Raw genomic sequence first — 20,003 nt, 5'->3', positions numbered from 1 at the left:
AGCATCGGCGCGGAGACCGGCGAGAGGTTTGAGCGCGGGACGCGTGTCAGTTCCTCGGATGCGGTTACAACCCCGCCGCTATCGGTCGTCGAAACACCGTCTGTTTCGGCGGCAGACAATGTCATCGTCAGTACGGACCCGTCCGGTGACGTCAGAAAGCTCGCAGATGTTGAGGAAGAGCTCATTCGATTCGCTCTCAAATTCTATCGAGGACAAATGAGTCAAGTGGCAAGGAAGCTCGGAATCGGGCGGTCGACTCTCTATCGCAAGTTGAAGGACTATGGAATAGACCCGGATGACCCGCAGAAACATGCGGCTTGAGCGTATATTAACGTTTAGGCAAGCATATTTTGTTACCTGTCGTAAAGCACTTGTTAGTGCATCGTTCACCATGTATGAAGAGGGCGACCATGTGTGGCATTTTTGCCATCGTGTCACCGCAATTGACAGCCATTTGGAACACGATGCGACATTGTCTGTCGGACGGGGATCGAATTGCCGAATCTGATTGGAAATACCAAGCTTAATAGCTTGAGCAGGCTCTTTGCGTGCTCTGAGATATTTCGTAAGGTGGCCAAGGTCGTAGCCGTTGGTCTTCTTGCGATGGCTGTTTCCACTCCGGTTTTCGTTGGAACCCCCTCCCAGGCAGGCGGCGAAACCCGCAGCCTCAAGATCTATTACGTCCATACAGGCGAAAAGGCTGTTATCACCTACAAGCGCAATGGAAAATTCGATCCGGACGGTTTGGAGAAACTGAACCGCATCCTGCGCGACTGGCGTAAAAACCAGCCGACCAAGATGAACCCGCGCTTGTTCGACCTGATCTGGGAAGTCTACCGCGAAAGTGGTTCGCATGAATTCATCTATGTCGTCTGCGGCTTCCGCTCGCCGGGAACCAACGAGATGCTGCGCACGCGTTCTGCCCATACGGGCGTCGCGAAGAAGAGCCAGCATATGCTCGGCAACGCGATGGATTTCTATATTCCGGACGTCAAGCTCACCAAGCTGCGCGAAATCGGCATGAAGCTGCAGGTCGGCGGCGTCGGCTATTATCCGACATCCGGCTCGCCCTTCGTTCACATGGACGTCGGCGGCGTGCGCGCCTGGCCGCGCATGGATCGCCAGGATCTCGTCCGTCTCTTCCCCGATGGCAAGACGATGCATATTCCGGCCGACGGTCGGCCATTGCCGGGCTATCAGGAAGCGGTTGCCGACTATAAGCGCCGCATGTCTTCCGACGATATCCAGATCGCCAGTGCTTCGTCTCCGCGTCGTGGCTTCTTCGCCAGACTGTTTGGCGGCGGTGCCGATGAGGAAGAGGACAATGCGGATGAAGGCGCACCGGCAACGGCAGCGCCGACCACGGTCGTTGCCAAGAAAGGCCAGTCCGCTCCAGCCGCGACGGATGACGGCGGCGATGACAGCCAGCCGGAAACGCAGGTTGCCAGCATAAATGCGCCTGTTCCGCAGGTTCGGCCAGCCTTCGGCAATCAGCCGGCGGGCAGCGAAGTGGCTTCGGCTCTGATGTCGCCGCCGCATAACGCCGCTCAGGATGCGCTTGCCGCAGCCATGCCGGATGCGAACGACCAGCAGCAATATGCGGATCTTCGCGCCTATCACGTTCCGGTTCCGTCGCTCCTTGACCGTCGTTCGCCCGGTGATGCCGAGCTAGCTTCGGCAGAGTCAGACCAGACCGCGGGCGTGCCGGTTCCGGTTGAGCGTCCGGAAATCGCCGAAAACCTGCTTGCTTCCGCCGATGCCGATCCGGACGCGATCGATGATGCGGCCGATGAAGGCACGCTCTCACCGTCGATCGTGGCAGCTCTCGAACAGCATCGCGTCGATCAAGCGGATGTAAATGCTGGCGTTCCGGTTAATGCTGATGTTCCGGTCAATGTGGCCGCCAACAATGCCGCATCCAAGGATGAGATGCCGGTGAAGACTGCTGCGGATACCGCGGCGCCGGCCAATGCCGTTGGCGACAGTGACGCCGTCCGGGCGATCGCTGCGGTCTCGCCGCAGAAGCGGCCGGGACAGCAGATGCCGATGCAGGTCGCGGCACTTGCGCCGACCACCAATGAGATCAAGGTCAGCAGTGGCCGCTTCAATGATAGCTTCGAACCGGCGCTGTCGCAGGAGCGTCCGATTGCTGCCGGTATCGCGACCAAGGGCGGCCGGCCGAATAGGCAGGATGCCGCAGTGGCCGATGCCGGCCGTGCGACCGTGACCACCGAGCCGAAGCTGACCGAGAAGATGATTTCGCAGTGGGCGATCGCCAATGCCCGTGTCGAAATCGTCAACCGCCCGGTCAAGGCACCGCGCTTCGTCAGCCCGACGCTGCGCGCGCAGCCGACCGCCGTCTATACCGAAGGCTTCAAGGTGCAGACGGCATCGATCGATCCGGAACGCTTCAGCGGTTCGGCCGTGAACTTCCTGCAGGTAAAGAAGTTCAATTCGGTCGAATAGCCCCACCTCCGCCGATCCAAAAGAAGACCGCCGAAGCGGTCGGTTTCGCTTCGGTGGAGCCGGCCGTTGATGTTCTCTAGGTTCGAACGGGGCTCAACGCTGTTCTGAGTTCAGCCGAAAACACTTTCTCCATCGAACACCCGCGCGATCATCAGCTCGACCCAGGCACGGGCGATGCGGGTCGGTACGATGGCGTCGCCGATACCTTTGGATTGCTTTCGGGCGCTTCGGAAGGTGCGTATTTACGCCAGGCGAAATTCCGACGAAAAGTGTCCGTCACGAACCACAATTCCGCGGAGCCTTAGAATGGATCGGATCGACGCAATGAGGGTCTTCGTCACGGCGATCGACGAGGGCAGCCTTGCCGGCGCGGCGCGCAAGCTGAAACGATCGCCGACCGCGATCAGTAGGGCCCTGAGTTCGCTGGAGGCCCATGTCGGCGTCGAGCTGCTCCATCGGACAACTCGCACGCTCAAGCTAAGCGAGGCCGGTCAACGCTATGTGGCCGCATGCCGGCGGGTACTCGTCGAGCTCGAGGAGGCCGACATGGTGGCGGGAGGCGAGCGTTCGTCACCGCGCGGCACTCTGACCATTTCGGCGCCGCCAATCCTTGGCGAAGAGGTGCTGCGGCCGATTCTGGATGATTTTCTCGAGCTTCACCCCAGCGTCTCCGTTCGGTTTCTGATGCTGGATCGCTTCGTCAACCTCGTCGACGAGGGCGTCGATCTTGCGCTCCGCATCGGCAATTTGACGGATTCGTCTCATATCTCGACCCGCATCGGCGGCGATGTAAGGCGCGTCGTCGTCGCATCGCCACGTTATCTCGCCGGCAATCCGGATATCGTCGAGCCGTCCGATCTCGCTAAACATCAGATCGTGGCCTTCAGCAATTTCGGCCTCGATTCCTGGAGCTTCACGCCGGCGAAAGGATCGCCAGTTCCGCGGACGGTTCATTTCACGCCTCGGTATATCGTCAACAGCGTGCGCGCCGCGGCGGCATCGGCGGTAGCCGGCATTGGATTGACGCGGCTTTATTCCTATCACGTCGCAGAATATGTCCGGGACGGCCGGCTCAAGATTGTGCTCCCCGACGCCGAGCATCCCGCGCTTCCGGTCCATTTGCTCGCGCCACCGGGCCGCATGTCCGTGCCAAAGGTTCGCGCCTTTGTCGATCACGCCGTCCCTCGTCTGCGCGTCGAGCTCAATCGCATAGCGACGGAAGCAGGCTCTTTGCCTTGATTGTGCCGATATACGGAGGAGTGTCTGTCAAAGATCGGCAATTCTCCCGAATGACGGATGCATCTAAATCAATAGCACCGACGCCGACGGCGTTGGGCGGCCCGAAACCCCGGCCGCTGCACTTGAAAAGGATGCACACATCATGAGCAGTCAACAGAAGGTCGCCATCATCACCGGAGCCTCGCAAGGGATCGGCGAGGGGCTCGTTCGAGCCTACCGTGATCGCAACTATCGTGTCGTCGCAACCTCCCGGTCGATCAAGGCCAACTCTGACGCAGGTGTACATACCGTGGCTGGCGATATCGCCGACCCGGAAACCGCGGAACGGGTAGTTCGCGAAGCACTTGAGCACTTCGGCCGCATCGATACGCTGGTCAACAACGCCGGCGTCTTCCTTGCCAAGCCGTTCATCGAGTTCACTCAGCAGGACTTCGATCATAACATGAGCGTGAACGTCGCCGGCTTCTTTCACATCACGCAGCGCGTTGCTGCGGAGATGCTGAAGCAACGCTCGGGCCATATCGTCAACATCACCACGAGCATAGTCAATCAGCCGATCGCCGGCGTGCCGGCAGCGCTCGCCTCCTTGACCAAGGGCGGCCTCAACTCGGTCACTCAGGAACTGGCGATAGAATTCGCGAAAACCGGCGTCCGCGTGAACGCGGTATCGCCAGGGATCATCAAAACGCCGATGCATGCGCCGGAAACGCACGAGGCGCTTTCGAGTCTTCATCCCGTCGGCCGGATGGGCGAGATCCGCGATATCGTCGATGCGGTTCTCTATCTTGAGACGGCGAATTTTGTAACCGGTGAAATCCTCCACGTCGATGGCGGCCAAAACGCTGGCCGCTGGTGAAATTGCAGCGCCAAGGCAATTAAGTCCTCGAATCCAAATCTTGAAAGGAAACAGTCATGCCGATCGTTACCGTACAGGTTACTCGTGAGGGAACGAACCCCGACCGGAATTCGGTCACCGCGGAAGAGAAAGCCGCCATCATTGCCGGTGTCAGCCAAGTGTTGCTTGATGTGCTGAACAAACCTCTGGAATCCACCTATGTGGTGATCGAGGAGGTGGATCTGGACAATTGGGGCTGGGGCGGCCTTCCGACGGTCCAATATCGAAAGCAGCGCGCCGCAGCGGCGGCAAAAGCCTGAGCTTCAGGCTTGCATCGTTGACGGCGGATGGTTGATGGCAACAACGGCTGAGATGACGGGCGACGCTCTCTGTGTCGCCCGTCTCAATGTCTCTTGAGCGCAAGAATCTGAATTTTCAGGAAGCACGGAAGCGCTTTGCTTGGTAAAGTGCAGGTGCTTGTCGGGCAAGACGGTAGAAACCCGTGCCTGGCGGTGACATCAGAATCCGGCCGAGATCGACGCTCGTGGCCGTCCTTTCGCAGTTGGCCGTCTTGATGATTCTACAGTTCCGGCGGCTGTCGACATATCGAACCGATGCATATTACGCATGCTTTCGCACGCCGGCGGAATGCTGGGGTGTCCGGTAAAATCCAATTCAGGAGTAATGCCGATGAGCAAGATTTTGATTGTGCTGACCTCCCATGATCAGTTTGGCAATACGGGAAGAAAGACCGGCTTCTGGCTGGAAGAGTTTGCGGCCCCTTATTACGTCTTCAAGGACGCCGGGGCTGAGATCACGGTCGCATCCCCCAAGGGTGGACAGCCGCCGATCGATCCCAAAAGCGACGAGCCTGAAAATCAAACTCCAGCGATGACACGCTTTAAGTCTGATAAGGACGCGCAAGCCGTGCTTGCCAATACCGTAAAGCTCGCGACCGTCAACGCTGCCGACTTCGATACCGTTTTTTATCCCGGCGGTCACGGTCCCATGTGGGATCTAGCGGAAGACAGGAAATCCATTTCCCTGATCGAGGATTTTTACAATTCGGGCAAGCCGGTTGCCGCCGTCTGCCACGCACCCGGAGTCCTCCATCACGTACAATATCAGGGGCAGCCTCTGGTCAAGGGCAAGCGCGTCACGGGGTTTGCGAACAGCGAAGAGGAGGCAGTCCATCTTACCTCCGTTGTTCCTTTCCTCGTGGAGGATGAACTGAAGCGCCTTGGCGGCAGGTATGAGAAGGTCGCCGACTGGCAGAGCTTTGCCATCACCGATGGCAGGCTGGTAACCGGTCAGAATCCGGCATCATCAACGGCTGCCGCTCAAGCACTGTTGAAGCTGCTTTGACCGCGGGCTGAACCGACGAGGCAAACAGGAGGGGTTCAGCTTTCCACGGAAATGCTGAACCCCTCTATCGTTTGGCCAAACTTGTGCTGCCAAAATCAGTCGCCGGGCTTCGCATGCGTGGCGAGCCTCAGATCGTTAAGCCCGCGATTTCCGTCCTTGTTGCCGGTCGCGGCCACGGCGGTGAATATACGCTCGGCATCGTCGTACATTTTGAGATTGAGATAGCAGTAGCCGCGCAGAACCATGAGATCGACGCGTTCCTGCTGCAGTTGCGCGCGTTGATCGAGATAGAGCAGGGTTTCCTGATAGCGTTTGGCGGAAAATGCCGTAAGCGCGCGATCGGCGAGGATGGCAACCTGCAATTCGGCAGCACGCTGGCGGCTGAGAGGAGCCTTGGCTGCAGCAACAGCCGCATTGTTGGCGAGCCCCACGCGCAGATAGGCGAGGCTTTGCCCATAGGCCGCGTCTTCGCGCGCCTTGCCGGCGGGGCTATTCAACGCGACCTCGAAGGCTTCGATCGCCTCCATCGGGCGGTTGAGGTCCATGAGGCACCAGCCGCGGCTCAAAGCATCCGCCGGATCGAGGCGCTGGGCATTGATCGTCGCGGAGCAACCTCGCAGTCCGCGGGCGCCGCGGCGAACCGTCGTGACTTGTGTCTCAGGCCCGCTATATACCACGCGCGCTGTCGTGCGCTGGCGTGTGTTGACATTGGTCTCGGACGGCGCAGGGGTTGCGAGCGGCTGTGCGTTGGTTGGAGCAGCCCCCATTTGCGGCGTGGTTTGATTTGGCGAAGGCAGCGGTGCATAGCCTATGGGCGCTTGAGGCGTGACCTCGCCGAGCCTGGCGATGCGCTCCGAACGGCCCGCCCATAGCCGTTGAATTTCAGCGACACCCTGCCGGTCATTCAACTGATTGCGGGTGATGGCCAGGCCATAGGCGGACGGCTCATCGTCGGGTTTCCAGCGCAATGCGGTCTCGAACCAGCGTATCGCGGTTTGCGGTTGGTTCAGTGAACGCGCATACCAGCCGAATTCCTGTGCAGTCGGCACGTATTTTTGCTCGATGACTTCGGCGGCCATGCGGCTCAGCACGTCTTCGCTGAGATTGGCTGGCGGTTGCAGCGCCATCAGATTGGCTGTGGCCGCGAGATAGGTTGCTGTCGCATCCTTGGACTCGTTCCGCCATCTGTACATGACGTCTTCGGCTTCCTGAGGCTTGTGATCGTCGATCAGGATCAAGGCCAATCCCTGTGACGCCGAAGCGGAATCATCCTTTGCGCGGGCCATGCGAAACCATTTTTCCGCTTCGCCATTGTTTTGGTGGCGCAGATGATACCAACCAAGCAGCAGGGCGTCGGACGCGAGACCCTGGGTCTCAGCCGCACGTTCCACTTGAGAAATATAGTCCGGCGCCACGGACAGTTTCGGATCATCATTGCCCTCGGCGACGAAGCGCCGCGCAAGGTCCGTGCGGATGCTGTCAAATTCCCGCTCGCCATTGCCGTCGGGTTTCTCCAGGGCAAGGAGATCCTGCATGGGCTGATAGGGCATCAGCGCCGATGCCTTTTGAACGGTTGCGAGCCTCTCCTGAGGATTGACGCAATTCTTCAGGATGTAGACGTAGGCGTCCTGGCCGCGGGTAGACCTGTTGGTCTTGATGAAAGCCTCTGCGACACGCCATAAAATGTCGATGTCACTGCAAGTAAGCAGGCTTGGCGTGTTGGCGCCGATGTCGACCACGGTTGCATATTGTTTGAGATCGGAGGCGTTGACCAGACGCGCCCGCGCTTCGGCAATATCGAGACGTTCCAGCAAGTCGGCGGGCGGTTGCCAGCCGGTTTCCGCCGCCTGGCGATCCGCGATGGCCTTGCGCAGCTCGGCATAGCGCCCTTCGGAATAGAGCTGCCACATGGCTTCGAGCTGCTTGTCGCTGTTTTGCGGGATGGCCAGCGGATCGGCTGGCGGCACCCAATCCGGATAAAGCGCCTGAAGTCGGGAAATTTCTGCCTGAAGCCTCGCCTTGTCGCCGTGGCTTGCGAAATAGCGAAGTGCGCTTTCGTCGACTTTGGGCGGCGGTGCGGGCTGCGGTGTGGCCGACTGAGGCGTCGCTTGCGCAACGGCGTTCGGTGTGTCAGATGCCGCTTGGACAGGAGGGGAAGTATCGGACAGAACTGCGGAAGGTGCCGTCGCCTGGATGCGATCGGATACGGCTTTCATATCCAGCGGCGGGGAGTTGAAGGCTATGTCGACCGGCTTGATGCTTCCGGTCTGGGAAACTTGGCTATCCTGACGATTTTGCGCGGCCAGCCCTAATCCCTCTTCGAGATTCCCACGGCCTTTCGTCGCGATGACGAATCCCGCCACCACGACTGCCGCCGAAATCGTAAGTAGGGAGGATTTCATAAACACTCCGGATGTTTCTCCTCAACGAAAGCCAGGCCCAACAGTTGAAGGGTCGATGGATAGTAGAGTGACGGCACGAATTGCCGAACCGAAGCGGGCAACTTCGCCCCGCTTGTTACACACGCCACAACATCGTTAACAATTCGATAACCGGGGTCCGCAAGTGGCTGTTTTGGCTTGCCAGTTTCCAGATCGATCGTGGCTGGTTCATCGCCTTCGACCGTCATGCCCGCCTGCAGCCGCGTCAACAGCGCCTTGTCGGAAATCCCCGCCCGCACAAGGTAAAGCGGGATGCGAATCGCATTGTAACCGAATTCGGCGTCGAAACCGTCAGCGGGTTTCGGCTTGGCGCGCAGGCTCACCCAGTCGGCTGGCAGTTTTCGCGGTCCCAACTGTATTGACTGCAGCAGGGACAGGCCGTCATCCGTAAGCTTTTGCCATTCGTCCGATGGTGCCAGCAAAGCCATGACGGGAATGGCTTCATAAACCCAGTAGGATGGATTGACGACCGGCCCGTCATCGCGTTCCGAGGCCGCATAGCCTTTGATGCCCGGGAGAAGCAGTGTTCGTCCGCCTGCGTGGACCACAGCATGCGATAGAAGCGCCTGCGCTATCGTCGCTGCCGCCTCCAGATAGTCCTTCTTGTTCCATGCCGATCCTGCCAGCGCCAGGGCGTAGGCAATCAGCATGTCGCCGTCAGAGGCATTGTTCGTGTCCGTGACGTGCGGAGTGACGGCCGGGTCCCATTTCCAGGCGGCGAGACCATCGTCGCGCAGCAGCAGCTCGGTTCGCGTGAAATACCATATTTGCTCGAAATCGGCGGGACTGTTCGAAAGATAGGCAAGCAACAAGCCATAGCCTTGTCCCTCGCTGTGGCTGATATTGTCGTTTCCGTTGTCGACGATGCGGCCGCTCGCATCGAGGAATTTCGCCTTGTAGGCGGCCCATGCCTGCGGATCGATTGCAGCGCGTTGCGCCGCAAGTGGCTGGCACATCGTCAAAAGAGCGACGCCGCCGGCAACGACCATGGTTTGCCAGCGCCTCATCCGCGCCTGCCGATCTTGGCGAGGATTCCGGACGTCGCGACGCCGAGCAGCAAGAAGAGGATGATAAGCAGGAATGCGTAGGACAGAATATTGGTCGAAAGCCAGTTCGCGGCAATCAGGCGGTAGTTGGTAAACGACCAGGGCTGAGTCATGACGAAGTCGAAGCGGCTGACGGGTACCGTGTCGACCTTTCCGGTCTTGCTGGAATAAACGGTGATATGACCGGCAATCTGCGGCCAATCGGCCTGGGATGTCATGGCTTCGACTCCGGCTCTCAAGTCCTTTGCCGAAGGCGCGGTGACGATCGTCCAAGAGGATTCGCCCGTGGCGCTCGCTCCCTGCGCAATCATGAAGCTGTTGAGATTCGAGGGCGTGAAGACACGCTCGGCACTGGGAATGAACTGCAGCGAACTCAGCGAGATATCGAAATTGCGGCGCATCCAATCCTGAAACAGCGAAATCTGGCGCTGCAATGCGCCGCCGCCGATTCTGGAGCGCCACTCGTCGAATGTGACAGTCGTTTCCGATTGGCCATTTTGCCCGGCTGTGGGGGGACGCCAGGATGCTTGGCTGGCCGTCGCGATATTCATCTGCGACAACGTCGTCGTCGGCATCTGCGAAATCGAGCCGACGAAGATCGCATCGCGGTTTCCAACGCCGCTCGGCGAGGCGATAAGATCCACATCGATTGGATGTCCTGCAACAACCGCCATTTGTCCCAGCAATGTTGCCGTTGCGGATACGGTGTCGGGATCAGCACGGTCGATGAAGAGGGCGACCGGCGCGAGACCACGATTGTAAGGATAGCTCGTGCCTGCCAGTGCTGCCAGATTCGGACGCTGGGCGACCCTGGCGAAATCCGGCATATGAAATTGACTTGTATCGAACAGTGCGAAACGTGGCGTCGTGTTGGAGGTCGTGCCGGGCGCGCAGGCTTGGTCCTCGTTGGTCAGCAACATCGCTTCCAGCGTCACCGTATTGAGACCAGGTTTGAAATGGCGCATCGTCACGCGAATGGGCAGATGCCTGAAAATGCCGCCACCTGTCGCAGTAATCGGCTTCGTCGTAGCGATGCTTCCATTGACATAAACGTCGACATGGCTTCCCGGCAGAACGTTCTTCGCATAGGCGGCGTCAAGAAGGATGGTCGCTTCGCCATAGGCATTGGCATAGAAGTCCGACGGGATTGCCACATTGAAGCTGGTGTGGAAGCGGCGACCCGAAAATTCCGTCGTGTCGATGCCCAATTGCGAGAATGAGAGGCTCGTGTCCGAAAACAGGAATGGTGCATCCGGCGCGGTCCAGCGCTGGGTGACCAAGATATCCCTGCGGACGGTCGGATCTCTGTCGGTCGGCGAGACGATGGTATCGATGGCGCCGGAAACCGCCTGCCAGGACGGCCCGCTGACGAGAAGGATCGTCGAGCCCGTGCGCGGATCCTTGACGAAAGTTGCCAGTGCGGCGGTCTGTGCTGCCGCCGGTGCCGAAAACAAAGGCTGCAGCTCGGCGGGCGTCCCAACGAGCACCGTCATCTTTCCGGGACCGGGCGGAGGCAGCGTGTCCGTGCTGAAAGAGAAAGTCTCATTTGGCATTCCGCTCAGCAGCGAAAGGCCCTGGGCCAGCCGCATCAGCGGTTTTGTGGTGCCCGGTTGCGCCAGAGCCGGCACGACGAGGTTGAATTCGGTTTTGCCGGCACCATCGACACCAATTGCGCGGATTGCATCCGTGCTCGACAGTCTTTGTGCATCCTGTTCGCTAAAGCTTAGATAGGTCTTTGCCGGATCGATATCGGACCAAAGTTCGTAGGTTGATTGGATGTTGCAATCGGTGCGATGGCGCTGTGTCGCTTCAAAGGTCACCAGATTGGCGCCCGGCTGCAGCAGACCGCGCGGGATATCGAAACTTATCGAGGAGGCGCTATCCGGCGAGCCGATCTGCTGCTGGCCGATAGGGCGATTGTTGAGAAAGATGGTCAGTTGCGAAGCCTCGGGGGCAACGACGACCGCATTCTGATAGGCGAAATTGAACTTGGCCGGAGCGGCGGCTTGTTCGGGAGTGAGGAAAATCGACCACGATTTCCGATCATATTCGCCTTGCAGTCGGAAGTCTGTGAACGGCACGACATACCGCCGGAAATCAGCGGCCGCCGGCGTTGCTGCCGCCTGCTTCACCACCGGAACATTTTGCGCCGGTAGGACAGGCGCGACCTGTGGCGTGCTTGTTTTGGGTGCGGTCGCCTGCGGAGCCGCGACTTGCGGAACTGCCGCTTGCGGAGTGACCACCTTTGGACTCGTCACCTGCGGGGTGGTCGTTTGCGGTGCAGTGACCCGCGGCATCAATGTTTCCGGCATGATCGGCTTCGCACCCTTCGGCCGTTCACCGGACATGTCGAAAGGCGCCGTCTGAGCATGGGCGATCGTGGCGCCAAGCAGGAAAATCAGCGCTGAAAGGACGCTCTTCATCAATTGCTCGCCTTTACCCCTTGCTGCTCCGCCTCGCTTTCGGATCGCATGCTGCGGAAAAGATAAAGTAAACCGCGGCTTGTCTGATAAAGCGACAGACCCACAAACCATATGGTTCCGCGAATGATGCCGGGATTGCGGCGGCGGGCCTGCTGGAACTGCGTCCATTGATCGGAGTTTGCAAACACCAGATCCGCAATCAGGCGATGATCCAGGGCACCTTTCGGGACATATTGGCAGCCGATTGTCGTTATCTCACCGGTTCGCTGGACGTTGCGGACGACAACCGGCAGCGTCTCCATTTCCGCGCCGCTATATGGCTGAAAGCGGAGGACCCCTTCCGCACCCACGACGATCGGATCAAGCTCCTTGTTGAAGACATTCAATCGCGCGCCGTGGACGGAAACGTCCTCGATCGAGGCGGAATTCCACCGGCCGTTGACGCCGAATTCGCTGCGACGATTGACCCTGACGCGGCGCGAGGACGACCGCTCGCCACGCTCTGAAACAACGCCAAGCGCACAACCGGACAGGACCAGGTTGATCATATTCCATCCGCCGACGACGAGCGTCACATCCGCTTTATAGGGTTCGGCATAGATGCGGTATATTGTTACCGCGACCGCGAGGATCTGCACGGCGAAAATCACGAAGAAGGGGCGGCTGATTTCGGAAAGACGGCTGGTAGAAATCGACTCATCCTTGGCCGTGACCTTGAACGTCGGTTTTCGCGGATTGAGCATGACCGAGATGACGGCGGGCAGCAAATGCACCGTCTGGACATATTCATAGAGCTCCGAAATCCACGGCCAGCGGAAGGAACCGTAGAGATAGTTCTGCATCATGAGGTTCACGAGCATGTAGGCGAGCGTGTAGGCGAGGAATTCGCCGCCGGACGCCGTGAAGATCTCGAGATCGAAGAAAAGATAAAAGAGCGGCGCGAACAGGAAAATGGTGCGAGGAAAGGGAAAGAGCCAGAAGAGCGTGGACGACATGTAGCAAAGCCGTTGCGGCAACGAGAGGCCGCGCTTCAGCAGCGGGAAGCGGAAGCGCAGGATTTGCATCATGCCCTGAGCCCAGCGGCTGCGCTGGCCGATGAAACTCGCAAACGTCGCGGGCTGCAGACCGGCAATCAGCGGCTTGTCGACATAGATGCTGTTCCAGCCGCTGCCATGAAGGGCCAATGCCGTTTCGCAATCTTCCGTGATGCTGATGCCGCTGAAGCCCTTTTGCGATTCCAGTGCGGTGCGGCTCAATACGGCGGCCGAACCGCAGAAAAAGGCGGCATTCCACTTGTCCAAACCGCGCTGAATGATGCCGTAGAACATCTCGTTCTCACTCGGCATGTTGTCAAAAGTCTTAAGATTGCGCTCCAGCGGATCGGGATTGATGAAGAAATGCGGCGTTTGGACGAGAAAGAGCTTTGGGTCGTCTTCGAAATAACCGACGGTTTCGAGCAGGAAATCGCGGGCCGGCGCATGGTCGGCATCGAAGACGGCGATCAGGTCGCCGCTCGAATGCTTCAAACCATTGTTGAGGTTGCCGGCCTTGGCGTGCTCATTGCGGTCGCGCGTCAGATATTCGACATCGAGATCGTCGCAAAGCTGCTTGAGTTCGTTGTGGCGCGCAATTGCCGTCTGCGATTCCAAAAGTTTGGTGGAATTGCGCTTCTGTAAAGTGCCGCCGTCGTCGAGCAGCCAAACCTTGAGTTTGTCGGCCGGATAATCCATCGCCTTGGCGGAGGCGAGTGTGTTGGCGAGAAGCTTTGTGTCCTCATTGTAGGACGGAACGAAAACGTCGACGGATGGAAATTGCTGTACCTTCGATGCGCGGGCGGTGCGTGGAGGCAGGGGCGTCGCAACGATGAAAAGGCTGAGCATCAGCATGGCGACGTTGTACATTTCTGCAAGATAGAGCAGCAGGCCAGGGATGAAATTTTCCGGCTGATTGACGGGTGGCAGCGTGTTGGTCGTGCGCCAATAGACATAGCGCAACACGATCGACGTACCGAAAGCGAGCGCAATCAGCCGCCAGGTTCCCTGAGCCTTGAGGATCTTGATGATCGCCATGATGGCAACGACAGCGGTGCTCGCGATGAGCTGAGTCTGCAGGTTGACCGGCAATGTGATCAGGACGATCCCGCATAGCGAAACCACCATCCACATCAAGATGCTTCGCGCTGTTTGCATCGATGTCCCTTCAATGGCGCTGAGCCGCACGCGTGTCGGCGCTCTAGGTTGTTTATCTCCGGCAGGCCGCGGTCGCGGCCGCGTCGCCGATACAGTCTGGGGATGGTACGATTGTACCGTTGGTTCCCATCGTTCTGGGCTGAACCTGTGCCGGTATCTGCGCCGGCGCGGTCGTGACGCCTGTCTGGGGCATGCTGCCCTGCGGATCGGGCAATGGCACGCGAGGACCGACTGCTTGAGGCGGAGCCACCGTGACGGGCTGCGGCTGGACCGGGACCTGGCGACGGACGACGGCGGGACGAACCACAACAGGGCGGACTTCATAGCCGCTGGCCATCGCACCGTTTCGGTAGCCGCCCGCATCCGGGTAAATCGGATCGCCAGGATGGCCGAGCAAAGCATCGGCTCCTCGCGGGGCACCATAGGGGTTCAAGGTCTGGCCTTCGAAGCCGCCGGCGATCGTGTAGCCGTAAACGGTGCTTAGGAGCTGCCGCTCGTTTGCCTGCGCATCGCAGAGCCGGAGCCTGACCTGAACCATGCTGAAATTACGCTGCTCCACCGGCGGGGAATGACCGGCACGGATTTGCTGCCAGGCATAAATGCAGGTATCGCCCGCCCGGCTCTGGCCAGAAGCATAACCGAAGGGGCCGTAGCTGTTCTGCACGAAGTTTGCGGAGCGAGCGAGGCGAACGCCGGGTATCGTCGCAGCCATCTCACGCGAGATCGCGCCTTCGCTGATCATTTGATAAGGTGTGCTGCCAAGCCCCGGGTTCGAGCCGGACGCGCCGAGAAACTGCACTTTGAGAAAGTTCTGACCGATAACCGACGATGTCGTGGAGAGCGAAATCGTCTGCTCCACATCGTCTTTGTGCTTGCGCTCGACCACGCTGACGATGGCAGGGCCGCCGGGCGGCGGGAATGCCAAAGCTTTTTCATTAGGCACGGTTTCCGCATCAGCCGATTGCCGCACTCCGCCCGTTGTCGTGCAACTGGTCGCTACCACGGCCAATGTTACGAGGGCTATTATTCTGACTAAGTGCATCTTTGATCGCGGCAATCATTTGTCGTTATATTCACGGGCAAATTACGCGATGAATTTTGAAATCAAGCCCCTGAGTTCAATATTTAGGTTAAGCGCAATTATGGTTAATTATCAATTAACAATGAAAGGATTGGTCAAATCTTAGGGCAGAAACGACGGTTTTCCGTTATTTCGGCGCGCTCGCCGCACTGCTGCATAAGATGATCGAGGCCATATCGCTTTCGCGGTCGCGGCCTTGATATGAACTGATAGCGGACCGAGCAACCGTCGTCGTGAGGATTGTCATGGCACTTGGCCGTAGTATTATCGCAGAGGGTCCACCACGACCCTCAAGGCTGACTCGCTCTTCCGATATGCTCCCAGCGAGGCAGCCCCGACGTTGGCAATGAAGTCTTCGCCACCGTCCACGATCGACGCCATGATCGTCCTGCGTGGCTCAACGACGACTTCGGAAACGTCGTAGTCGGAGTCATCAGAGGGCTCGGCGTACGAAACCTGGCTAGGAGACGCGACCAGGGGATCACGGGTTTCGCATTCCGGGAGGCACGATTCAAAAGTGCGTGTCGCATCGTACCGTTTCGAAGTTGCCTTCGTCGCAACTTCGGAGGACGTCCTGATGATGGTGGGGATCGGAAGGTTTGTCGGCGTTGACGCTACCGTTGCCGTGGAGACGTCCGATTGCGTCTGCTGCGGAAGTGATGCGAGGAGATCGTCCTTTGCAGGCCGGATGTTTTGCGTGTCGGCAGCGAAGACGGTTGCGACTTGCGGCAAAGGGCGGGACGCTTCTATGTCTCCCCCGCCGATCCACCAGGACACACCCAATCCTGCACCGGCGAAGGCCAGATACAGAATCTTACTCTCGATGAACCTCGAAATTGATACAGCCATCTCTCGAACTCTTTCTCACCGTTGAAACCGGTCTCAGAAGAACCCCAAATCAGGGCGCAATTTTCGCCCAATGATGACGGGAAAGCGGCTGATTGTTCAAAAATATTTCGGCGGAAGCAGCGGAATGAACGCGCTCCTCGCGCTTCCATTCCGCCGAAAGCTTATTCCATTCCGAGCGCGGCCATGTAGGTCTGAAGGATGGATTCTTCCTCGAGGCGCTCATTGGCGTCCTTTTTGCGCAGGCGGATGATCGTCTTCATCGCCTTCGTGTCGTAGCCCCGGCCTTTCGCTTCCCCGAACACGTCCTTGATGTCGTCGGCGATCGTCTGCTTTTCTTCTTCCAGTCGCTCGATGCGCTCGATGAACTGGCGGAGTTCCGCCGCCGCTACGTTGATATCGCCGGTCGTGGCCACTTCTTCCATGTGTCATATCCTCTCTTGCGGCCTTGAGGCCTGAATTCGATGGGCCGTTGACCTGCCGTGAATGGAGCGCGAGGTCAAGCCGTCTCGATGAACGTCGCCCTATTCCTTCGGCCTGTTCTGCTCAAAAGCGGCTTTTTGCACAGCGGAAGCCTCCGTCTGGTGCAGATTTTTCCAGTCCTCGTAAGGCATGCCGTAGACCATTTCGCGCGATTCGTCCTTGGTCACCGGCAGGCCCGCTTCCTCTGCCGCCTCGCGATACCAGTTGGACAGGCAGTTGCGGCAGAAACCGGCGAGATTCATCAGGTCGATGTTCTGCACGTCGCTCCGCTCGCGCAGATGCGCGACAAGGCGACGGAAAGCGGCTGCCTCCAGTTCGGTCTGCTGTTCCTTGGTGAGCTCAGTCATCTCTGTTTCCTCACGTCATTTTTCCGGCACGATTTCGTCCGAGGCCGCTTTGCTTGTTTGGCGTCAAGCCTCGTCATACGGGCCGGTGCGCGACGGATAGCGCTTATATTCGTGCAGCGCTGGGTCGTCGTTCATCGCCGCAAAGATCGGCGCCAGCCGCGCGGCCCACTCGCTGATGCCGGTCTCATCGCCGATCAAATCCTGGCGGACTTCCAGCAGCGCATGCGCAATACCCGTGACCATGCAGTGGCGGTACATGGTGTCGTTCCTCAGCGCCCCGTCATAGGGTTCGTTGTCGCCTATTACGAGATTGGTGTCGGCGCCAAGCTTTGCAAGAAGCGGCAGCACGGCGCGCTCATCGCTGTCCCAGAGCACGCTTGCATGCCAGGGGCGAGGAACACCCTTCCAGGCCGGTGTGAAGGAATGTAGCGACAGCACCAACGGCGCCTTGCCCGTCGCGTCGGCGACCGATGTGATCGTCTCATCCACGGCGCGGTGATAGGGGCGGTGGAAGGCCTCGATGCGGTAATTCCACTCTTCCTCGGTGATCGGATGATTGCCTGGGATGATCGCCCCGTCGGAGATTTTCATGATCAGGGTCGGGTCGTCTTCGCCGCGGTTCGGGTCGATCAGCAGGCGGGAAAAGCCGCCCAGCACGGCGGGCACGCCGAGCCGCGCCGAAAGTTGGCGGCAAAGCCCCTCGATGCCGATGTCATAGGCGATATGCCGCGAAAAGGCAGTTTCGGGCAGGCCTAGCCGGCCATAGCGTTCGGGGAGGTGCCGCATCGCATGATCGCCGAGGATGACCATGCCTTTGTCACGATTGCCGGTTATGATTTCGAAAGATTTGAAGTCATTCATGTGGATTGTCGATTATCGCATTTTTCAGCCCGTTGTTTGATTGCATGCGCGGGCAGAAGGTGCAAGGCTCGGCCTCTTGATCGGGCGAGAGCGAGGCCGTAGGGCACTGCTACCATCCCGTGAAGAAAATATAATCGATTAGAGTTGCGTTGACATTCGTGGGATGGCAGCGCAAGAAGACGCAACAACGAATAACCGGGAGCCCATTGGAAGCCGTGTCCAGCCAAGTCGCGCCAAGTTTCGTTACGCGGTCAGGGCCGCTTGCCCGATTCGCATTTTTCATCCTTGCCGCCGCCGCGCCATTTTTCTTCATGCCAAATGCAGCCCATGCCGATTTCCGCGTCTGCAACGGTACGCAGAATCTCGTGGGTGTGGCGATCGGCTATCGTGCGAAGGAAGGCTGGGTGACCGAGGGATGGTGGCAGGTTCCGGCCACCACCTGCGCGACTTTGATCGAAGGGCCGCTTCAATCCCGCTATTATTACCTCTACGCAGAAGATGCAGCTCGCGGCGGCCGCTGGACGGGCGATATCGAAATGTGCGTGGCGGAAAATGAATTCAAAATCCCAGGCGTGAAGGATTGCTACGCGCGCGGTTACCAGAAAATGGGATTCAAGGAATACGACACGGGGCGTCAGGCGAGTTGGATGGTTCAGCTCTCCGATACCCCGGGCAGCCAAGAAAGCCAGAATTGATGAAACGCAACCGAAAAGTCAAAATCCTAGCGACGCTCGGCCCAGCTTCCTCCGAAGAGGAGATGATTCAGAAGCTGCATGAGGCCGGTGCCGACCTCTTCCGCATCAACATGAGCCATGCCAGCCATGACCTGATGCGCACGCTCATCCAGCGTATCCGCGCCGTCGAGGCCCGCTGTGGCCGTCCGATCGGCATTCTCGCCGACTTGCAGGGTCCCAAGCTGCGTGTCGGTAAGTTTGCCCAGGGCAAGGTCGATCTCAAGCCCGGCCAGACCTTCACGCTCGACAACAACGATACGCCTGGCGACAATACCCGCGTGTTCCTGCCGCATCCGGAAATCCTGGAGTCGGTTCAGCCCGGTCACCGGCTGTTGATCGACGACGGCAAGCTCGCGCTTCGCGCTGAAAAGTGCGACGGCAAGAGCATTGTCACGACCGTCATTTCCGGTACGAAGATTTCCGACCGCAAAGGCGTCAGCCTGCCGGATACGCTGCTTGGCGTCGGCGCGCTGACCGACAAGGATCGCACCGACCTTGACGCCGTTCTCGCCACCAACGAAGTCGACTGGGTTGCGCTCTCCTTCATCCAGCGTCCGGAAGACCTGTCCGAAGTCCGCAAGATTTCGCGCGGCCGCGTCGGCCTGATGTCGAAGATCGAGAAGCCGCAGGCTGTCGAGCGCATCGAGGAAATCATCGAGCTTTCCGACGCGCTCATGGTCGCCCGCGGCGATCTTGGTGTCGAAATGCCACTCGAAGCGGTTCCCGGCATCCAGAAGCAATTGATCCGCGCCTGCCGCCGTTCCGGTAAGCCGGTGGTCGTCGCCACGCAGATGCTGGAATCGATGATCTCGGCGCCGGTTCCGACCCGTGCCGAAGTCTCCGACGTCGCCACCGCCGTCTTCGAAGGCGCTGACGCCGTCATGCTGTCGGCCGAATCCGCTTCGGGCGACTATCCGGTCGAGGCCGTATCGACAATGGCTTCGATCGCCAGCACCATCGAGCGCGAGCCGCACTATCCGGGCATTATCTACGCTCAGCGCGCGCAGCCGGAAGCAACTGGCGCCGACGCTATCTCGCTCGCTGCCCGTCAGATCGCCGAGACGCTGAAGCTTGCCGCCATCGTCTGCTACACCTCGTCGGGCACGACCGGTCTGCGCGCTTCGCGCGAGCGCCCGCAGGTTCCGATCCTGGCGCTGTCGCCGATCATCCAGACGGCTCGCCGTCTGTCGGTGGTTTGGGGTATGCACTGTGTCGTCACGCATGACGCCACGGACCTCGACGATATGGTCAACAATGCCTGCCGCATCGTCGCCGAGGAAGGCTTCGGCAAGCCCGGCGACCGCATCATCATCTCCGCCGGCGTGCCGCTCGGCACTCCCGGTGCGACCAACATGCTCCGCATCGCCTATATAGGCTCTGACGGCCAATCAGGCGTCTGATTGCCGGTATTTACAAGTATCGAAGCCCGCTGCCTGAGAAGGCGGCGGGCTTTTGCGTTATGGGAAAGGCCAGGGCCTTCGCGCCAACCTTCATCTTGAAAAGATAACCGGTCGCTGTGGTGAGAATGGCGGCGAAAAAGGCTGCCCAAACCCGCCTTTATCTGAGATAATCGCGCGGGGAGGATTGCCTCTGCTGCATGTTCAGCGGAGAGGACAGTCGCAAATCAGTATCCCATTGAAGCATTTG

At 59.2% G+C, this 20,003-nt stretch carries 16 protein-coding genes and 1 pseudogene; 8 read left to right on the top strand and 9 right to left on the bottom strand.

The window, feature by feature from the left end:
- Nucleotides 1–114 precede the first annotated feature (114 nt).
- The 6 genes and pseudogenes from ACXHXG_RS11935 to ACXHXG_RS11910 all read left to right on the top strand — a co-directional run.
- Nucleotides 115–321 (top strand): annotated as a pseudogene (locus ACXHXG_RS11935) (helix-turn-helix domain-containing protein); the annotation flags it as partial.
- 174 nt (nucleotides 322–495) lie between these two features.
- Nucleotides 496–2,466 carry a peptidoglycan L,D-endopeptidase MepK gene (locus ACXHXG_RS11930; RefSeq protein ID WP_283047344.1) on the top strand — a complete coding sequence of 657 codons (1,971 nt, stop codon included), beginning with the start codon at nucleotides 496–498 and terminating at the stop codon, nucleotides 2,464–2,466.
- A 306-nt stretch (nucleotides 2,467–2,772) separates the two neighbouring features.
- Complete coding sequence (locus ACXHXG_RS11925) at nucleotides 2,773–3,705, top strand: LysR family transcriptional regulator (protein ID WP_104824235.1); 933 nt, start codon at nucleotides 2,773–2,775, stop codon at nucleotides 3,703–3,705.
- Between the two features lie 142 nt (nucleotides 3,706–3,847).
- Entirely contained in the window at nucleotides 3,848–4,561 is a 714-nt protein-coding gene (locus ACXHXG_RS11920) for an SDR family NAD(P)-dependent oxidoreductase (RefSeq protein ID WP_104824234.1), read from the top strand.
- Nucleotides 4,562–4,617: 56 nt separating this feature from the next.
- Nucleotides 4,618–4,860: a tautomerase family protein gene (locus tag ACXHXG_RS11915; RefSeq protein ID WP_104824233.1), complete on the top strand. Its 243-nt coding sequence runs from the start codon at nucleotides 4,618–4,620 to the stop codon at nucleotides 4,858–4,860.
- Between the two features lie 370 nt (nucleotides 4,861–5,230).
- Nucleotides 5,231–5,905 (top strand): type 1 glutamine amidotransferase domain-containing protein, encoded by a 675-nt coding sequence (locus ACXHXG_RS11910; RefSeq protein WP_457899377.1) that lies wholly within the window; start codon nucleotides 5,231–5,233, stop codon nucleotides 5,903–5,905.
- Between the two features lie 95 nt (nucleotides 5,906–6,000).
- Here ACXHXG_RS11910 and ACXHXG_RS11905 read toward each other — a convergent pair whose 3' ends face one another.
- From ACXHXG_RS11905 to ACXHXG_RS11865, 9 genes are all read right to left on the bottom strand, one after another.
- Nucleotides 6,001–8,307 carry a cellulose synthase gene (locus ACXHXG_RS11905; RefSeq protein ID WP_457899376.1) on the bottom strand — a complete coding sequence of 769 codons (2,307 nt, stop codon included), beginning with the start codon at nucleotides 8,305–8,307 and terminating at the stop codon, nucleotides 6,001–6,003.
- Entirely contained in the window at nucleotides 8,304–9,353 is a 1,050-nt protein-coding gene (locus ACXHXG_RS11900; protein WP_457899375.1) for a family 8 glycosyl hydrolase, read from the bottom strand. Before ACXHXG_RS11900 ends, ACXHXG_RS11905 begins: the two co-directional genes overlap by 4 nt.
- The gene (locus ACXHXG_RS11895) at nucleotides 9,350–11,815 is read right to left on the bottom strand and encodes a cellulose biosynthesis cyclic di-GMP-binding regulatory protein BcsB (protein WP_199773486.1); all 2,466 of its coding nucleotides are present in this window, start codon (nucleotides 11,813–11,815) and stop codon (nucleotides 9,350–9,352) included. The genes ACXHXG_RS11900 and ACXHXG_RS11895 overlap by 4 nt, the downstream gene beginning before the upstream one ends.
- On the bottom strand, nucleotides 11,815–14,004 hold the full coding sequence (bcsA, locus tag ACXHXG_RS11890) for a UDP-forming cellulose synthase catalytic subunit (RefSeq protein ID WP_104824229.1): 2,190 nt from the start codon (nucleotides 14,002–14,004) through the stop codon (nucleotides 11,815–11,817). Before bcsA ends, ACXHXG_RS11895 begins: the two co-directional genes overlap by 1 nt.
- 52 nt (nucleotides 14,005–14,056) lie before the next feature.
- Nucleotides 14,057–15,046 (bottom strand): cellulose biosynthesis protein BcsN, encoded by a 990-nt coding sequence (gene bcsN, locus ACXHXG_RS11885; protein ID WP_457899374.1) that lies wholly within the window; start codon nucleotides 15,044–15,046, stop codon nucleotides 14,057–14,059.
- A gap of 303 nt (nucleotides 15,047–15,349) precedes the next feature.
- Nucleotides 15,350–15,934: a hypothetical protein gene (locus ACXHXG_RS11880; RefSeq protein ID WP_457899373.1), complete on the bottom strand. Its 585-nt coding sequence runs from the start codon at nucleotides 15,932–15,934 to the stop codon at nucleotides 15,350–15,352.
- Nucleotides 15,935–16,095: 161 nt separating this feature from the next.
- Nucleotides 16,096–16,356: a DUF2312 domain-containing protein gene (locus tag ACXHXG_RS11875; protein WP_104824226.1), complete on the bottom strand. Its 261-nt coding sequence runs from the start codon at nucleotides 16,354–16,356 to the stop codon at nucleotides 16,096–16,098.
- 99 nt (nucleotides 16,357–16,455) lie between these two features.
- Nucleotides 16,456–16,761 (bottom strand): DUF1244 domain-containing protein, encoded by a 306-nt coding sequence (locus ACXHXG_RS11870; protein ID WP_104824225.1) that lies wholly within the window; start codon nucleotides 16,759–16,761, stop codon nucleotides 16,456–16,458.
- Between the two features lie 63 nt (nucleotides 16,762–16,824).
- Complete coding sequence (locus ACXHXG_RS11865) at nucleotides 16,825–17,622, bottom strand: N-formylglutamate amidohydrolase (RefSeq protein WP_457899372.1); 798 nt, start codon at nucleotides 17,620–17,622, stop codon at nucleotides 16,825–16,827.
- A 206-nt stretch (nucleotides 17,623–17,828) separates the two neighbouring features.
- Between ACXHXG_RS11865 and ACXHXG_RS11860 the strand changes: the two genes are divergently transcribed.
- Both ACXHXG_RS11860 and pyk read left to right on the top strand, forming a co-directional pair.
- Nucleotides 17,829–18,317: a DUF1036 domain-containing protein gene (locus tag ACXHXG_RS11860; protein ID WP_028752900.1), complete on the top strand. Its 489-nt coding sequence runs from the start codon at nucleotides 17,829–17,831 to the stop codon at nucleotides 18,315–18,317.
- On the top strand, nucleotides 18,317–19,756 hold the full coding sequence (pyk, locus tag ACXHXG_RS11855; RefSeq protein ID WP_104824223.1) for a pyruvate kinase: 1,440 nt from the start codon (nucleotides 18,317–18,319) through the stop codon (nucleotides 19,754–19,756). Before ACXHXG_RS11860 ends, pyk begins: the two co-directional genes overlap by 1 nt.
- Nucleotides 19,757–20,003: the final 247 nt, after the last annotated feature.

This window comes from Rhizobium sp. LEGMi-198b (assembly GCF_054114205.1).
The sequence above is the reverse complement of the archived record's forward strand: the minus strand, read 5'-3'. Positions and strand labels throughout refer to the sequence as shown.

Excerpts from the sequence above, each read along its gene's own strand:
- ACXHXG_RS11895 (WP_199773486.1), bottom strand. The coding sequence starts at position 11,815 with ATGAAGAGCGTCCTTTCAGCGCTGATTTTCCTGCTTGGCGCCACGATC.
- ACXHXG_RS11900 (WP_457899375.1), bottom strand. The coding sequence starts at position 9,353 with ATGAGGCGCTGGCAAACCATGGTCGTTGCCGGCGGCGTCGCTCTTTTG.
- ACXHXG_RS11910 (WP_457899377.1), top strand. The coding sequence starts at position 5,231 with ATGAGCAAGATTTTGATTGTGCTGACCTCCCATGATCAGTTTGGCAAT.
- bcsA (WP_104824229.1), bottom strand. The coding sequence starts at position 14,004 with ATGCAAACAGCGCGAAGCATCTTGATGTGGATGGTGGTTTCGCTATGC.
- ACXHXG_RS11875 (WP_104824226.1), bottom strand. The coding sequence starts at position 16,356 with ATGGAAGAAGTGGCCACGACCGGCGATATCAACGTAGCGGCGGCGGAA.
- ACXHXG_RS11905 (WP_457899376.1), bottom strand. The coding sequence starts at position 8,307 with ATGAAATCCTCCCTACTTACGATTTCGGCGGCAGTCGTGGTGGCGGGA.
- ACXHXG_RS11870 (WP_104824225.1), bottom strand. The coding sequence starts at position 16,761 with ATGACTGAGCTCACCAAGGAACAGCAGACCGAACTGGAGGCAGCCGCT.
- ACXHXG_RS11925 (WP_104824235.1), top strand. The coding sequence starts at position 2,773 with ATGGATCGGATCGACGCAATGAGGGTCTTCGTCACGGCGATCGACGAG.
- ACXHXG_RS11865 (WP_457899372.1), bottom strand. The coding sequence starts at position 17,622 with ATGAATGACTTCAAATCTTTCGAAATCATAACCGGCAATCGTGACAAA.
- ACXHXG_RS11915 (WP_104824233.1), top strand. The coding sequence starts at position 4,618 with ATGCCGATCGTTACCGTACAGGTTACTCGTGAGGGAACGAACCCCGAC.
- bcsN (WP_457899374.1), bottom strand. The coding sequence starts at position 15,046 with ATGCACTTAGTCAGAATAATAGCCCTCGTAACATTGGCCGTGGTAGCG.
- ACXHXG_RS11880 (WP_457899373.1), bottom strand. The coding sequence starts at position 15,934 with ATGGCTGTATCAATTTCGAGGTTCATCGAGAGTAAGATTCTGTATCTG.
- ACXHXG_RS11920 (WP_104824234.1), top strand. The coding sequence starts at position 3,848 with ATGAGCAGTCAACAGAAGGTCGCCATCATCACCGGAGCCTCGCAAGGG.
- pyk (WP_104824223.1), top strand. The coding sequence starts at position 18,317 with ATGAAACGCAACCGAAAAGTCAAAATCCTAGCGACGCTCGGCCCAGCT.